Origin of the sequence: Phytobacter sp. V91, assembly GCF_965644225.1 — a bacterium.
Lineage (GTDB): Bacteria > Pseudomonadota > Gammaproteobacteria > Enterobacterales > Enterobacteriaceae > CBFFRJ01.
In genome coordinates, this window is sequence record NZ_CBFFRJ010000027.1 from 1 (window position 1) to 16,156 (window position 16,156).

General features: G+C 42.0%; 12 protein-coding genes. All 12 read right to left on the reverse strand.

The features are described from left to right. Window positions 1-79: 79 nt before the first annotated feature. Complete coding sequence (gene ugd / locus ACSZO4_RS07635) at window positions 80-1,246, reverse strand: UDP-glucose 6-dehydrogenase (RefSeq protein WP_437888285.1); 1,167 nt, start codon at window positions 1,244-1,246, stop codon at window positions 80-82. 261 nt (window positions 1,247-1,507) lie between these two features. Continuing rightward, entirely contained in the window at window positions 1,508-2,914 is a 1,407-nt protein-coding gene (gene gndA, locus ACSZO4_RS07640) for an NADP-dependent phosphogluconate dehydrogenase (RefSeq protein WP_437888286.1), read from the reverse strand. 295 nt (window positions 2,915-3,209) lie between these two features. Continuing rightward, a complete protein-coding gene (locus ACSZO4_RS07645) occupies window positions 3,210-6,308 on the reverse strand; it encodes an FkbM family methyltransferase (RefSeq protein ID WP_437888287.1) in 3,099 nt (1,032 codons plus the stop codon). Then, window positions 6,305-7,642 carry an ABC transporter ATP-binding protein gene (locus ACSZO4_RS07650; RefSeq protein ID WP_437888288.1) on the reverse strand — a complete coding sequence of 446 codons (1,338 nt, stop codon included), beginning with the start codon at window positions 7,640-7,642 and terminating at the stop codon, window positions 6,305-6,307. Before ACSZO4_RS07650 ends, ACSZO4_RS07645 begins: the two co-directional genes overlap by 4 nt. Next, window positions 7,632-8,435 carry an ABC transporter permease gene (locus tag ACSZO4_RS07655; protein ID WP_437888289.1) on the reverse strand — a complete coding sequence of 268 codons (804 nt, stop codon included), beginning with the start codon at window positions 8,433-8,435 and terminating at the stop codon, window positions 7,632-7,634. Before ACSZO4_RS07655 ends, ACSZO4_RS07650 begins: the two co-directional genes overlap by 11 nt. A 92-nt stretch (window positions 8,436-8,527) precedes the next feature. Beyond that, window positions 8,528-9,913 carry a phosphomannomutase CpsG gene (locus ACSZO4_RS07660; RefSeq protein ID WP_437888290.1) on the reverse strand — a complete coding sequence of 462 codons (1,386 nt, stop codon included), beginning with the start codon at window positions 9,911-9,913 and terminating at the stop codon, window positions 8,528-8,530. 16 nt (window positions 9,914-9,929) lie between these two features. Next, window positions 9,930-11,345, reverse strand: coding sequence for a mannose-1-phosphate guanylyltransferase/mannose-6-phosphate isomerase (locus ACSZO4_RS07665; protein ID WP_437888291.1), 1,416 nt, complete (start codon window positions 11,343-11,345; stop codon window positions 9,930-9,932). 113 nt (window positions 11,346-11,458) lie between these two features. Further along, window positions 11,459-12,388, reverse strand: a complete 930-nt coding sequence (locus tag ACSZO4_RS07670; RefSeq protein ID WP_437888292.1) for a glycosyltransferase family 2 protein — start codon at window positions 12,386-12,388, stop codon at window positions 11,459-11,461. 2 nt (window positions 12,389-12,390) lie between these two features. Next, the gene (gene rfbC, locus ACSZO4_RS07675) at window positions 12,391-12,939 is read right to left on the reverse strand and encodes a dTDP-4-dehydrorhamnose 3,5-epimerase (RefSeq protein WP_437888293.1); all 549 of its coding nucleotides are present in this window, start codon (window positions 12,937-12,939) and stop codon (window positions 12,391-12,393) included. A gap of 18 nt (window positions 12,940-12,957) precedes the next feature. Further along, window positions 12,958-13,848, reverse strand: a complete 891-nt coding sequence (gene rfbD / locus ACSZO4_RS07680) for a dTDP-4-dehydrorhamnose reductase (RefSeq protein WP_437888294.1) — start codon at window positions 13,846-13,848, stop codon at window positions 12,958-12,960. A gap of 27 nt (window positions 13,849-13,875) precedes the next feature. Then, window positions 13,876-14,742, reverse strand: a complete 867-nt coding sequence (rfbA, locus tag ACSZO4_RS07685) for a glucose-1-phosphate thymidylyltransferase RfbA (RefSeq protein ID WP_437888319.1) — start codon at window positions 14,740-14,742, stop codon at window positions 13,876-13,878. A gap of 14 nt (window positions 14,743-14,756) precedes the next feature. Then, window positions 14,757-15,845, reverse strand: coding sequence for a dTDP-glucose 4,6-dehydratase (gene rfbB, locus ACSZO4_RS07690; protein WP_437888295.1), 1,089 nt, complete (start codon window positions 15,843-15,845; stop codon window positions 14,757-14,759). Window positions 15,846-16,156: the final 311 nt, after the last annotated feature.

Here is a 16,156-nt window from a genome sequence, read left to right on the forward strand (position 1 = left end):
AAATCTGAACCAGATTTAATCTGACAGACACCTGTATAAATAACCGGTAACTGTCAGATCAGGTCTGAGCTAGTACAGCTTAGTCGTTGCCGAACAGATCGCGGGTATAAACTTTATCCGCCACATCCGCCAGTTCCGGCGCCATGCGGTTAGAGATAATCACATCGGCTTCCTGTTTGAAAGCTTCCAGGTCACGGATCACCCGGGAATGGAAGAACGTGTCTTCCTGCATCACTGGTTCATAGACAATCACCTGCACGCCTTTGGCTTTGATGCGTTTCATGATCCCCTGAATCGAGGAAGCGCGGAAGTTGTCCGAACCACTCTTCATAATCAGACGGTAAACGCCCACCACTTTCGGATGGCTCGCCAGAATAGAATCGGCGATAAAATCTTTGCGGGTGCGGTTAGCATCAACAATAGCGGAAATCAGGTTGTTCGGTACTGACTGGTAGTTAGCCAGCAACTGCTTGGTGTCTTTCGGCAGGCAGTAGCCGCCGTAGCCGAACGACGGGTTGTTGTAGTGATTACCGATACGTGGGTCAAGGCAAACACCTTCGATGATCTGGCGGGTATCGAGGCCCAGGGTTTCAGCGTAGCTGTCCAGCTCATTAAAGTAAGCCACACGCATTGCCAGGTAGGTATTGGCAAACAGTTTGATCGCTTCTGCTTCGGTTGAGCCGGTAAAGAGGACGTTGATATCCTTTTTGATGGCCCCTTCCTGCAGCAGCGCGGCAAAACGTTCCGCGCGTTCAGAACGCTCGCCAATAACGATACGTGAAGGATGGAGGTTGTCGTACAACGCCTTACCTTCGCGCAGAAACTCCGGCGAGAAGATAACGTTATCAATGCCCAGCTTCTCTTTGATGGACTGGGTGAAGCCAACCGGGATCGTGGATTTGACAATCATCACGGCGTTCGGGTTGATCTCATGTACATCACGAATAACCGCTTCCACACTGGAAGTATTGAAGTAGTTGGTTTTCGGGTCGTAATCTGTCGGGGTGGCGATGATGACGTACTCGGCATCACGGTAAGCATCTTGCTTGTCCGTTGTCGCACGGAAATTCAGCGGCTTATGCTGTAAATACTCCTCGATTTCCTTGTCCACAATTGGGGAAATCTTCTGATTAAGCATGTCGACTTTGGCCTGCACAATATCCAGCGCCACAACCTCATGGTTTTGCGCAATCAAAATACCGTTTGATAAGCCAACGTAACCTGTTCCGGAGATGGTTATTTTCATTCGATAAGCAACTTATGTCAGTGTATAGAACCGAAGATGGCAGTCTGTGCCATCGCTTAAAATCAATAACTGTTGGGGTTTTTACCTCTTCTGTTGAGGCACTGTCAAGACGGCGTGTTTATGCTAAAACATGGGTTTAACAGCCATTTATTTTGCTTTCTCTGAAGAAGGCATGTAAATCCCCTGCACATGCCGCGTTATGACGAAAAAAAGCCCGGTTATAATAACCGGGCTTCGTTTACGATTGCGGACAATATCAGATTAATCCAGCCATTCGGTATGGAATACGCCGTCTTTGTCAGTGCGTTTGTAAGTGTGGGCACCGAAGTAGTCACGCTGCGCCTGAATCAGGTTCGCAGGCAGGACGGCCGCACGGTAGCTGTCATAGTAAGCCACTGCCGCACCGAAAGTCGGTACCGGAATACCGTTCTGCACCGCGTAAGCCACAACATCACGCAGCGCCTGCTGATAGTCATCAGCAATCTGCTTGAAGTAAGGCGCCAGCAGCAGGTTAGCGATAGCCGGAGTTTGAGCATAGGCGTCAGTGATTTTTTGCAGGAACTGAGCACGAATGATGCAGCCTGCACGGAAAATCTTCGCGATTTCGCCGTAGTTCAGGTCCCAGTTATTCTCGTCAGATGCCGCGCGCAGCTGAGAGAAGCCCTGTGCGTAAGAGACGATTTTGCCCAGGTACAGTGCGCGACGAACTTTCTCAACAAACTCAGCTTTATCGCCAGCAGGTTTCGCCTGCGGGCCGCTCAGTACTTTAGAGGCTGCAACACGCTGCTCTTTCAGAGAGGAGATGTAACGTGCGAAAACAGATTCAGTGATGAGAGACAGCGGCTCGCCGAGATCCAGAGAGCTCTGGCTGGTCCATTTACCGGTACCTTTGTTGGCGGCTTCATCGAGGATCACATCAACCAGGTATTTACCTTCTTCATCTTTCTTGGTGAAAATATCTTTGGTGATGTCGATAAGATAGCTGCTCAGCTCGCCCTTGTTCCATTCGCTGAAGGTTTCTGCCAGTTCTTCGTTGGACAGGTTCAGGCCGCCTTTCAGCAGAGCGTAGGCTTCAGCGATCAGCTGCATGTCGCCGTACTCGATGCCGTTGTGAACCATCTTCACATAGTGACCCGCGCCGTCAGCGCCGATATAGGTCACGCAAGGTTCGCCATCTTCGGCAACTGCGGCAATCTTAGTCAGGATTGGCGCAACCAGCTCATAGGCTTCTTTCTGACCACCAGGCATGATTGACGGGCCTTTCAGCGCGCCCTCTTCGCCACCGGAAACGCCGGTACCAATGAAGTTAAAGCCTTCGGCAGAGAGTTCACGGTTACGACGGATAGTGTCGTGGAAGAAGGTGTTACCGCCATCAATAATGATGTCGCCTTTATCAAGATACGGTTTCAGGGAGTCGATGGCAGCATCAGTACCAGCGCCTGCTTTCACCATCAACAGGATGCGGCGAGGCGTTTCTAAGGATTCAACAAATTCCTGCACGGTATAGAAAGGAACCAGCTTTTTGCCTGGGTTTTCGGCAATCACTTCTTCCGTTTTATCGCGGGAGCGGTTGAACACGGAAACGGTATAGCCACGGCTTTCGATGTTCAGCGCCAGGTTGCGCCCCATCACTGCCATACCAACAACGCCGATTTGTTGCTTAGACATGCAAAACTCCTGTCAGGTGTGGTTACCCAGCCGGGAACGAGTCCGGCGGGTTTAAGTGGATGCTATATTAACGTAGAAATAACGTTCTGAATAGTTATTGACAACACCCGCCTCTCCTTAATGAATCCAGAGTTTGCCACACCAAATTTTGCGAGTTATTTATATGTAGTTACATAACTTACAACGCAAATTTATCAACATCTGATCTGCGCAGGCTACGGGTATTAATTACACCATTAACATGAAGTAAAACAAATAAAACGAGTGGCGTATCATTGGGTACGCCACTCAACGATTAGCGGATTTTTTTAAACAACCGCCACAGAACTCTTAGTACACTATAGCTAAACCGATTATTTAGAACCTTAACGATAGCTCTATGAAAATAAGGGGAGACTCTGTTTGCAATGTTTTCTGCAACACTATGTTTTGCACCACCTGACGCAGAAGAACCACTGAGGAAAGAACGCTCAAACCAACGTAGTCGCTCTGCGGTATTTTCAAAACTCACATTCTTCATACAGTGTTCAATAGTTTGAATAACCTCAGCAGCCGAGCGCTCCCAACCAGATTCCTCACCAACTGCCACATCTCCATGCCATTTCAGAGAGCCGCTATTCAACATTTCCGGCAATTCATCTAAAGCATCAAAGAATATAACATTATCTCTGCCTGAACGAAGTTCACGAGTAATCTCATGATAGACAGGCAGATTTCTTAAAATGACTTTTTTCTGCTGAGCGATACCATGCAACAACGGAAAACCGAAACCTTCATAATGGCTTGGGAAAATAATTGCATCAGCACGTTGATAAATAGATCTAACTTCATCATCACTCATGCCACCAGTTGGAATACAGGTTACATTGTTAAAGGTAAAATCAGTAGCGCCAAGAACTAATATTTCGTCGTCAGGTAATGCTTTCGCCAGAAGAGGAATTGCAGTATTCAACCCCTTATGTTCAAACTTATTACCAATAACAAGCAGTGTTCTATTATATTTAGACACTGAAGTATTTTCTTTTACATTAGATAATGGTGCGCCACCAAAATAATCATCAACTGTAACAGAGTGCAGAGATGGCTGTAAGATAGTATTTTCGCCGATTATATATCGCCGAGAGAATTGGCTCGCCGTGAAGAAAGAGTTAGTGAATATTACCTCGTTCCACTTTAATATAAAGCGCCAAATATCAATATCGAAATTTTCTTTAAGATAACCACAATCAGTTGCAATAGTATCAAGCATGAAACAACTGGTCACTGGTGCACGATAAAAGCCTTGCGCAAGGGCATCAACAGTAAAAGGCTGACCGATTCTGATGACTGCAGCAAATTTTTGGCTAAAATCGGCAGAATCACACCATGATACACGTTTGCTAACGTCTTTCTGGATTTCATGATATTCCCATGACGCACTACCACAAATAATCACAATGTTATATTTACTATTCCAGCATTTATCCGCAGCAAAAATAAGTTTCTTCCCTGCCTCGAATGTTCCATTGTGATAGGTTCCGAGTGATGAAAAATCGATTGCAATATTCAGCCGACCCTCAGAATCTGGAATAAGTCCCTCAATTATGCTCTCTGTCCGGTATTCGACAGATGAAAAATAATTGGTTACCAGACTACCAAACTCAGGATAGCGGCGATCTAATATTTTTCTGTTCTCGATTTCTCTTTCTGTTCTGGTTACTTCAAGTGTAGAGAATGACTTCTCACCTTCATGCCAGACATATGCATGATTCGCTAAAACTGCGCCATAACCACAGCGGTTTGCGCGCATGATAAAATCATTTTCCTCGTTATATCCTTTGCCATAGACAGGATCCAACAAACCAAACTCTTGAAGAATTTTATGTTTAACAAACAGACAAAAACCAACTAACGTTGGCACAAATGTATAACGTGGAAACACCGAAGCAACATTAGTAAAACGGTTGTACAGTTCTTCAGGTGATAGCTGGTTATTTAACTCATTATGCGGGAATGTACATATAGTTGCATTGTTCGATCTTGGTGATACAAAACCAATCATCGGGTCCGCATATGCCACATCAATTAATTGTTTTAATACACCGGGGAAAAATAAAGTATCAGAGTTGAGCATCACCAGGTCGTATTTCAGACTTACAGCATACTCAATTGATTTATTTGTTGTTCCAATAAAACCTAAATTTTTCTCATTAGTTACTATTTCGAACGAAAAACCAACATCATGAGTGCTTACCTCCAGTAATTTCTGGCACAATGCGATATCATCAGGGCTATCGTTATAAAACACGACCTTCGCATTAGCTGAAAGTAACTCTTCGCTGCATTTGATAAACGAGTTTAGCAATGGCTCTACGAGTTCGACACCTTTATAGAAAGGCACACCAATTAACACGCCTTCTGTTTTTTTACTCTCAGGAATATCGAATTCGATATCAAAACGTTGGCTGTTAAAATCAAAATCTTTATAATTTAACCCGGCATCGCTTAATGCTGCTGTTTCAGCAATGAATTGTTTCTTATTCAGTAGCGTCAAATAAATATCAGCACTCGAGCCAATCTTCCTGAAAGCCATCCCACTGATAGCTACATTAATTTTACTTTCTTTTTCCAGAGGATAAAGCAGCAATGCAACTTCCGAAGCGCCGCCAAAGAAATCTTCCTGATTTTTAAAATAATTCTCAGGATTAAATGCCGGAATATTAACTGCAACTACCTTAAAATCATGCTGAACAGCCCACTGGTAAACCTGGCTGCCATGTTCCAAATCATTACATTCACAATAAATTAAAGGACGCGTTTTTGTTAGTGTGTCGACACCGCCACACAATACATCAAACTCCATTCCTTCAGCATCAATCTTAATAAAATCTAAACGTTCAAATCCGAGTGAATCCAGCGTTTTTATACTAATTTTATCGCTTACTTCAGGTATTTCATGCGAATCTATTTCACTATCCGGGTAATGCGAGTTTTCATGCTGAGAGGATAAAATAGAAAAAGAGCCTTCATTATTTTTTTGTTCAGGAGAGGCTTCGTTAACATTAATTTCATCTTCACGGCAGCCGAGTGCAAAATTATTAATTCGCACATACCCCAGTGAATTGACCTTGATCGTTTCACAACCCAATTCAAATGCTTTTTTCTGTGGTTCAAAACCGATAACTGTGCCATTAGGGCCGACAAATGAACTAAAAGCCAATAAGTGGGTGCCAATATATGTACCGATATCGAGAACAAAATCACCTTTATGAATCAGTTTATTTAAGAACGATATTTCATTATTCGCCCATTCACCATAAGCTTTTAGGCTGTTAACGATTAAATCTTCTTTGTCACTGACACATATTTTTCCATATCTGGAATTGATAATTAACTCTGAATTATCCACGTTCATTTACTCTCCCATTTAATATCTAAATTATCAAACCCTAGAATGCCATGTACCTGGCGTCCTGATACACATTCAATGACTACAGCATCATGTACCCAATGAAGTTGATAATGATCATCACCCACCCCATTTGCAAAAGCGAAATCAATGCTGTAGACACCTCTAATTAAAACAGGCATTCTGAGTGTAAAATAGACATTAACTTTTTCACCTTCGTTCATACTCAAATTGGCAAGTCTGAAATGCGGGTCTGTACTTTCCGTGAATAAGAACTGACCTTTACTGTCCTTCAGGATGAGACCTACAGCAGGATTTTCAATATAAGATTTAGCCTCTATTGAAACACATATCTTAATTTCTTGCCCGGAACTAATATTTTTTACCCTGATACCATCAGGATCTTGCACCTCAGCATGTATAATGCTACCGCCACCACGGCCAAAACTTTCCGCTGCGGAATTAAAATCGGAAACAAAATACAATGAATGTGAAATTGAATCACCTTCTATAATCTTGGCATGAGCGTGTGATTTTATTTTAGAGGTCTGACTATTATTTTTTAATCTTTCAGGATCAGCATACAACTCTTTTAAATATTCGTGGCACACTGTTTCAGCTTTACCTTCTGTTACATAGGTATCGCCACTGGCATTACGCCGTAATAAAATGGCTTTATCACACAGGGCCATTACTGCCGCGGTATCGTGGCTGACAAAAAGGATGGTACCACCATTATCCTGAAAACCACGCAGGAAGCGCATGCATTTTTGTTGGAAAAATACATCACCAACAGCTAAAGCTTCATCAATGATCAAAATTTCAGCATCAACATTGACGATAAGAGCAAATGCCAGACGGACAAACATACCACTTGAGTAATTTTTTACTGGCTGATCGATGAATGTACCAATATCAGCAAAGGATTCAATATCTGAGAATTTGGCATCTATTTCAGATCTTGAGAGACCATAAATCGCTCCCGAAATATATATGTTTTCTCGGCCAGTAAACTCATTATTGAATCCCGCACCCAACTCCAGTAATGCAGCGATTTTTCCTTTTCGATAAATCTCACCGGTTGTCGGAGAAAGGGTGTTTGAAATTAACTGCAGCAGCGTAGATTTCCCGGCTCCGTTCCTGCCAAGAATGGCGACAGTCTCCCCTCTGTTTATCTGGAAACTGACATTTTTTACTGCCCAAAACTCGCTATATAATTTAATTTTATTTGGAAGAAAAAATTGATACAAGCGATGCGTATTTTTATTATAAACTCGATACGCTTTACCTACATTTGTGACTTGCAGTGCAAGTTGTGGCATCTCTTTATCAAAGGACATCAGCAAATCCTTTTTTCGTTTTTGAATAAAAAACAAAACTTAAAATAAAGAAAACTACTGATATTAATAAACTTCTCAGAAATAGTTCCCATGATATGCTATTACCAAAATACATTACACTGCGCATTTCTTCAACGGCTGGAGTAAGCGGGTTTATTTGCATTATGGTTCTAAATGCTTCAGGTATAGCGCTGATAGGATAGAAAATAGGTGAGAGGAACATCAAAGCTGTGGCGATCAAACCTGTGAGTTGATTAATATCTCTTATATAGGTTCCTAACGACGCCAGCAAATAACTCGTACCTAAAGAGAAAATCAGCAAAGGCAATATTACCAATGGTAGATAGAGCAGTGTTAAATGTGGCATCCCATAAATAACTATATAGCCAACCAACCATATGAAGATAGTCAAAACCATATTAAAGAAAGCAGATAATACATAAACAATTGGTAATATCCCTAAAGGAAATACCACTTTTTTAACATAGTTCGGATTACTTGTGATAATCGTTGGACTACGGGTAATACATTCTGAAAAGAAGTTATATGCAATAATACCGATAAATAAAATCAAAGCAAATTCAGATTTCGGTGCATCATAACCTTGCGTCCCCCATTTAGCTTTGAATATATGGCTAAACACGAATGTGTAAATCACCAACATGCAAAGAGGCATTAATATTGCCCAAGCGGAACCGCCAATAGAACCTTTGTATTTTAGACTTATTTCTCTCTTCACCAGAGATATCAGCAACTTAATATTACTGAATATTTCTTTAACCGCGTTATACATATGACACCTGCAATACCCACTATTTTTCAGTGATTAACAGCCAAGCTAGAGTAAAACATAAATGATGTAATACTCGTTTTATTTTAGGCTGATTAATCAGAAGTTTGGCAATCAATTAGATTTATCAGTTCTCTGGTTTTTAACTGCATTAATTTTTTATCACCCCGAGATTCAATGTTAAGACGAATCAATGGCTCAGTATTTGAACATCTCAGATTAAATCGCCATGTAGGGAAACTCATGCTCAGACCGTCAATATACTCAACAGAAGTAGCATCATGCTCATAAGCCAGCTTGATTTTATTAATTACGGTCTGAGGATTATCTACTTTGCGATTAATTTCCCCTGAAGCAGGGAAAGCTTCAATTCTGTGCTCAACAAACTTACTTAGTTTCTCTGATTTTCCAGATATTAGCTCAGCAATAAGTAACCAGGGAATCATACCGCTATCGCAATAGGCAAAATCTTTGAAGTAATGATGCGCGCTCATTTCACCACCATAGATCGCATCTTCTTTACGCATTCTTTCTTTGATGAAAGCATGCCCAGTCTTAGAGACGATTGCGTTGCCATTCAGAGACTGAGCAATATCGATTGTATTCCAGGTTAATCGAGGATCATAAATTACTTTTGCCGAAGGATATTTCCTCAAGAATGACTCAGCTAACAAGCCGACAATGTAATATCCTTCAATAAATTTAGCTTCTTCATCAAAGAAGAAGCATCTGTCGAAATCACCATCGAATGCGATACCCATATCAGCATTGTGTGCAATGACTGCATCAGCTGTATCTTTACGACATTCAGGCAAAAGTGGATTTGGAATACCATGAGGGAAATTGCCATCAGGATCATTATGAATTTTCACAAATGATACCGGGATACCTGACGTCTCAAATCGTTTTTCTATTTCATCAATAACATGCCCAGCGGCACCGTTCCCCGAGTTAATCACTAATTTTAGTGGTTTTTTAAAATTCGAAATGCTGATATAACTCATCAGATGATCAATATAATCATTTAAGATAGAGATCTTTTTATACTGACCGCGCTCGGATTCTATCACTGCAGGGAAACTATTTTCTTCTGCCAGTTTTTGAATTTGGTCTAAACCAGTATCGCCACTTATTGGTTTGGCATTTTCTTTGACTAACTTCATACCATTATAGTTGATTGGATTATGGCTAGCCGTAATCTCAATTCCCCCATCAACATTAAGATGGAACGTAGAAAAATAAATTTCTTCAGTACCACTTAATCCAATATCAAGGACATCGACACCAGCATCCTGCAAACCACGGGCAACGGATAACTTTAATGATTCACTTGTCAGTCTTACATCACCACCAACCACCACTCGCCGCGGTTTCAAATAAATACCGTAAGCTCGACCAATGCGGTATGCAATATCCTCATTCAATTCGGTTCCAAGTTCGCCACGAATGTCGTAAGCTTTAAAACAAGTTAATTTTGTCATTACATGTTCCAGATGGTTAACAGCGACCATAAAGATCTTTAATACGGATGATGTCATCATCGCCTAAATAAGAGCCAGCCTGAACCTCGAGCATCTCTAACGGGATTTTACCTGGATTATTTAATGAATGCTCAATGCCTATCGGGATAAACGTCGACTGGTTTTCAGTTAATAAAAAGGTTTTATCATTCATTACAACTTCAGCGGTTCCGGACAAAATGATCCAGTGCTCAGTTCTATGATGATGTTTTTGGTAAGAAAAACTCCCACCAGGAATCATAGTGATTTTATTAACAACAAATCGCGGATTTTTTACCACGACATCACAGAGGCCCCAGGGACGATATTTTTCACGATGTTGTTTATATTCCTGTCGCCCTTCTGATTTTAAAAAATCAACAACTTTCTTTACATCCTGAACTTGATCTTTGTTAACTACCAAAACCGCATCTTTGGTATTAATTATAGCCAGATTGTCAACACCTACGAGAGCGACTAATTTCTCTTCCGAATTAACATAACAATTTTGGACATTGTAGGCATATACATCGCCATTCAATGCATTACCATTTTGGTCTTTGGCACTAACATCCCAGAGGGCCGACCATGACCCAACATCACTCCAGTCAGCATCTAACCCGATAACAACTGCATCAGCGGTCTTTTCCATCACTGCAAAATCGATAGAATCATCCGGACATTCACTAAAAATATGCTGTGGAATAGAGATGAATTCATGCCCACAATCTGCTGCGGAAATAGATTCAATACATTTTTGTAGAATATCTGGTCTATATTTTTGCAATTCTGCCAGGTATTTTTTAGCCCTGAACATAAACATGCCGCTGTTCCAGTAGTATTCACCGGAATTGACATAACTTTCTGCAATGTCATAGTTTGGCTTTTCAACAAAACGGTTAACTTTATAAGCCAGACCACTTCCCAGTGAAATTTCCTCACCTCTGTGGATATATCCATATCCTGTCTCAGGATGAGTCGGAACGATACCAAAAGTGACTAAATGACCAGCATTAGCATATTTTTCAGCTTCGATAATACTTTGGTGAAACACTTCTTTCTTATTTATTACATGATCCGCGGCTAATACGAGCAGTAATGGATCATCACCTTCACCTACTGCTTTTAATGCCGCCAGCGCTATAGCTGGAGCAGTGTTTCTTCCTACTGGTTCGAGGATAATATTTTTAGATAATTTATTAATCTGTCTCAACTGCTCAGCAATTACAAACCGATGCTCTTCATTACTAATCACCAGGGGTTCGCGCATGCTTACACCATCAAGACGCAAAATAGTTTCCTGAAGCATCGACCACTCACCATGGAGCTTTAAAAATTGTTTTGGATAAAGTTCACGGGACATAGGCCAAAGTCGGCTGCCACTCCCTCCCGCCATAATAACAGGAAGTATCATACTATTTTCCTTAAACTCGTTGTGAGCCAGTCAGCTATTCTATATGATTTATATCATCTATTTATAGAATCCAGACTTGTTAATTGATTAATTCGTGGTGAAAGAAGTAACTTTTAAATTTTCTTAAAAAGAATGGCTATATAAAAAGCCAAGGTTCCCAGAAATGTTTGTCGATATAATTTAATTTTACTAAATATATACGTACGCTTAAATAAGCCAGATTTTCTGGCCTCAATGAAGTCATTAAAAATATATTGATTATTTTCCGACAAGGGCACGTCTATTGCATTTAGCACATCAATATTCTTTTGTATCCATTGTTGAAAATGACCATCAAACAATGCATTAATTCTTCTTATTCTAGCCTTCCAGCCTAAGTTGGAACCAATAATATTATTGGTATGCTGTCGGTATCTTAGTGTTGGAGTCTCGTCATAGATTACCTTACCACCACAACCTGTTATTAAAATATATATCCACCAATCATGGGAGATTATTTTCTGGTAGCGAGGTGTTTTACTTACGATTTTTTTGGCTTTGTGATTCAACATCATGGTATTACCACCAGCGATACTTTGAATCAAAGCATTGCGGAATGATGGTATTTTATTAAAAAGTGGAGAATATCCGATACAATTATCGTTCTCATCGACAAGTATCGTTCTCCCACAGTGTACAGCTGCACTTTCAGCATCCAGAGAACTAAGAACATTAACTCCGCTACTTAATTTTTCAGGCAACCACTCATCATCCTGATCGCTGAATGAATAACAATCAAAATCATCAGGACATGAATCAAGAAGTGATAAAAAATTCCATGCGAAGCCTTTTTTAGGGCCATGCGAAATAACGATTTTTTCTCGACTTAACTTCTGTTGATACCTATTTAAAATGTCTAATGTATCATCTGTTGAGCCATCATCAGAAATGAAAATGACCCAATTAGTATGGGTCTGATTAATAATAGAATCTAACTGCTTAGGGAGAAATTCGCTTCCATTGTAGGTACAAAGCAGTATAGCTACTCTCTTATCTGTATTCATAATCAGGAATAGATTTCCGCATCTGACAGGAGTTGCCCATTTTGATCTTTAGCCGAAAGCTGTAACTGATCGGTAGCAGGCCATTTTATATTTATTTCCGGATCATTCCAGATAATGCTACGTTCAGATTGCGGAGCATAATAGTTTGTCGCTTTATATACGAACTGAGCGTTATCAGACAACGTCATAAAGCCATGGGCAAAACCTTCCGGGATCCAAAGCTGGCGCTTATTGTCTGCACTTAAAACAACACCGACCCATTGACCAAATGTCTCTGAGCTTTTACGGATATCCACTGCGACGTCGAATACCTCACCTTCAACACAACGAACAAGTTTGCCCTGCGCATGTGGGTCGAGCTGATAATGAAGCCCGCGAAGAACATTTTTTTGCGATTGTGAATGATTGTCCTGAATAAATGCTACCTGACGACCCACTGCTTCCTCAAAAATTTTCTGATTGAAACTTTCAAAGAAAAACCCACGAGCATCACCAAAAACTTTAGGTTCAAAAATAAGGACGTCTTGAATTGCTGTTTTGATTACATTCATTTGCTTACAGTCTCTGGCTTATTTTCCAAGTATTTCAGTCACGACTCGCTGTACGCCCACCTTCCAGTCAGGCAACGTAGTAGCAAAAGCAGTCTGAAACTTCAGGTTTGACAAGCGTGAATTTTGTGGTCTTTTTGCCGGCGTGGGGTAAGCGGATGTATCTACGCCGTTCACCTCTTTTATAGCCAGGGTTTCGCCAAGTTCACGAGCGACAGAGAAGACATATTGCGCATAGTCGTACCAGGTCGTTTCACCACTGGCAACCAGATGATAGGTTCCGTAGAGCGACTTATTGTTACTTTCCGCCCGAATAGCTATCGCAGTCGCATCGGCAAGAAGCTCAGCGCCGGTCGGCGCTCCATGCTGGTCATTAATAATAGAAAGCGCATCTTTTTCTTTCGCCAGACGAAGCATGGTTTTCGCAAAATTCGCGCCACGGGTGGCGTACACCCAGCTGGTACGAAAAATAAAATGGCGTGGATTATATGTTGCGACGGCAATCTCGCCTGCCAGCTTCGTCTCGCCATAGACATTGAGAGGCGCAGGCTGCTCATCTTCCAGACGGTAATGCTCGCCACCGCCATTAAAGACATAGTCAGTTGAATAATGGATAAGCAGCGCGCCTAATTTCGCCGTCTCTTTGGCAATCACTTCGACGCTGTCTGCATTCAGTAATTGTGAAAGCTCTCTTTCGCTTTCTGCTTTATCCACCGCCGTATGCGCTGCCGCATTCACCACCACGTCAGGTTTTACCTGACGAATAGTCTGCGCAATACCTTGCGGATTAGTCAGATCGCCACAAAGCTCCTTGTCGAAAAAATCGACCGCTACCAATTCACCTAACGTAGCAAGGGAGCGTTGCAGCTCCCAACCAACTTGGCCATTTTTGCCAATCAGTAAAATTTTCATTTCTTCACCGCTAACGCATTATCAGAATTATTCGCTAATCAGGCTTTTCAAATAGCGACCGTAGTCAGTTTTCGACAGAATTTTAATCTGCTCTGAAACCTGCTCTTTGCTCAACCAGCCTTTGCGGAAAGCGATCTCTTCCAGGCACGCAACTTTCATGCCCTGACGTTTCTCAATGGTATGAATAAACTGTGAGGCTTCGACCAGACTGTCATGCGTACCGGTATCAAGCCATGCAAAGCCACGCCCCAGCAATTCAACCTGTAGCTCACCGCGCTCAAGATACATCTGGTTCAGCGTGGTAATTTCCAGTTCGCCACGGGCAGAAGGTTTAACCTGCTTCGCCATTTCCACAACATTTTTGTCGTAGAAATAAAGCCCGGTTACCGCCCAGTTGGATTTTGGTTTCAGTGGTTTTTCTTCAATGGAGAGCGCTTTGTAGCTGTCATCAAATTCCACGACCCCGAAACGTTCCGGATCCTGGACCTGATAACCAAAGACCATCGCCCCTTGAGTCAGCTGTGCAGCGGTTTCCAGTTTTTTGCCGAAACTCTGCCCAAAATAGATGTTATCGCCCAGCACCAGTGCGCAGGGTTCATTATTGATAAACTCTTCACCGATGATAAATGCCTGTGCCAGACCATCAGGAGAGGGCTGAACCTCATAGCTCAGACGAATACCAAACTGAATGCCATCACCCAGCAGCCGCTGAAAGGCTGGCATATCTTCCGGGGTAGTGATAATCAAAATGTCACGAATGCCGGCTAACATCAGGACAGAAATCGGATAAAAAATCATCGGTTTGTCGTAAACAGGAAGAAGTTGTTTCGACACACCTTGTGTAATAGGGTAGAGACGGGTGCCAGAACCACCCGCTAAGACGATGCCTTTCATCATTATGTCCTTAATTAATCTGCCAGTCCGAGACGTTCACCCGCGTAGGAGCCATCCATCACACGCTGCCACCAGGCCTGATTAGTCAAATACCAGTTCACCGTTTTGCGGATCCCGGATTCGAACGTTTCCTGAGGTACCCAGCCCAAATCATGCTTAATTTTGTTGGCGTCAATGGCGTAGCGAAGATCATGGCCAGGTCTGTCGGTTACATAAGTGATTAATTGAGAGAAATGGCTGATACCCTCTGGTTTATTATCAATGACCTCATCCAGAATGGTGCAGATGGTTTTTACCACATCGATGTTTTTACGTTCGTTATGGCCACCGATATTATAAGTTTCACCTGCAACACCTTCGATCACCACTTTGTATAATGCACGAGCATGATCTTCGACATATAACCAGTCACGGATCTGCTCACCATTACCATAGACAGGTAATGGTTTTCCTGCCAGGGCATTTAAAATAATCAGTGGGATAAGTTTTTCCGGGAAATGATAAGGACCGTAATTATTAGAACAGTTAGTAACAATGGTCGGGAAACCATAAGTACGACGCCATGCACGAACTAAATGATCGCTTGAGGCTTTGGAGGAGGAATAAGGACTGCTGGGAGAATAAGGCGTAGTTTCAGTAAAGAGTGGTAAGGGTTCACCTGCCGGCACTTCATCAGGATGCGGCAAATCACCGTAGACTTCATCAGTGGATATATGATGGAAACGGAACGCCGTTTTACGCGGTTCATCAAGCTGCGACCAGTATTTACGCGCCGCTTCCAGCAGCACATAGGTACCAACGATGTTGGTTTCAATAAATGCCGCCGGCCCCGTAATAGAGCGATCAACGTGGCTTTCAGCAGCTAAATGCATAACAGCATCTGGCTGATGGTCAGCAAAAATCCGCGCCATCGCTTCACCGTCACAGATATCTGCCTGCTCAAAAGCATAGCGGGGGTTGTTTTCCACCTCAGTCAATGATTCAAGATTACCCGCGTAGGTTAATTTATCGACGTTAACTACCGCATCCTGCGTATTATTAATGATGTGACGAACGACAGCAGACCCAATAAAGCCTGCCCCACCAGTGACCAATATTTTCACGAGACGATTCCACTTTGCTTTTGCAGTTTTAACTACGTCACCGGATAGACAAGCTCAGGCCATGTTTGTTTATTAAACAGACATGCTACCGCCCCTGGCTTATTAGCTACCAGTGCACTGTGTGTAACTACCGACAATTTTAAAGGCATGTCTGATAGTGCGAATGTTTATCGTTATCAAGCACAAAATGATAAAAAACTATTTTCTGCTCAAACGATCACGGAAACAAGAAAAATCTAAGAAAACTCAGTAAGAAACATCTTGCTTTTTAAATTTTTATTCGTTGATTTAACAGCATAAAACAAAAAAAA

What these genes read in the sequence shown, in the direction of transcription:
- ugd (WP_437888285.1), bottom strand. Translation starts at nt 1,246, where the DNA reads ATGAAAATAACCATCTCCGGAACAGGTTACGTTGGCTTATCAAACGGT.
- rfbA (WP_437888319.1), bottom strand. Translation starts at nt 14,742, where the DNA reads ATGAAAGGCATCGTCTTAGCGGGTGGTTCTGGCACCCGTCTCTACCCT.
- gndA (WP_437888286.1), bottom strand. Translation starts at nt 2,914, where the DNA reads ATGTCTAAGCAACAAATCGGCGTTGTTGGTATGGCAGTGATGGGGCGC.
- ACSZO4_RS07660 (WP_437888290.1), bottom strand. Translation starts at nt 9,913, where the DNA reads ATGACAAAATTAACTTGTTTTAAAGCTTACGACATTCGTGGCGAACTT.
- rfbD (WP_437888294.1), bottom strand. Translation starts at nt 13,848, where the DNA reads ATGAAAATTTTACTGATTGGCAAAAATGGCCAAGTTGGTTGGGAGCTG.
- ACSZO4_RS07650 (WP_437888288.1), bottom strand. Translation starts at nt 7,642, where the DNA reads ATGTCCTTTGATAAAGAGATGCCACAACTTGCACTGCAAGTCACAAAT.
- ACSZO4_RS07670 (WP_437888292.1), bottom strand. Translation starts at nt 12,388, where the DNA reads ATGAATACAGATAAGAGAGTAGCTATACTGCTTTGTACCTACAATGGA.
- rfbC (WP_437888293.1), bottom strand. Translation starts at nt 12,939, where the DNA reads ATGAATGTAATCAAAACAGCAATTCAAGACGTCCTTATTTTTGAACCT.
- ACSZO4_RS07665 (WP_437888291.1), bottom strand. Translation starts at nt 11,345, where the DNA reads ATGATACTTCCTGTTATTATGGCGGGAGGGAGTGGCAGCCGACTTTGG.
- ACSZO4_RS07645 (WP_437888287.1), bottom strand. Translation starts at nt 6,308, where the DNA reads ATGAACGTGGATAATTCAGAGTTAATTATCAATTCCAGATATGGAAAA.
- ACSZO4_RS07655 (WP_437888289.1), bottom strand. Translation starts at nt 8,435, where the DNA reads ATGTATAACGCGGTTAAAGAAATATTCAGTAATATTAAGTTGCTGATA.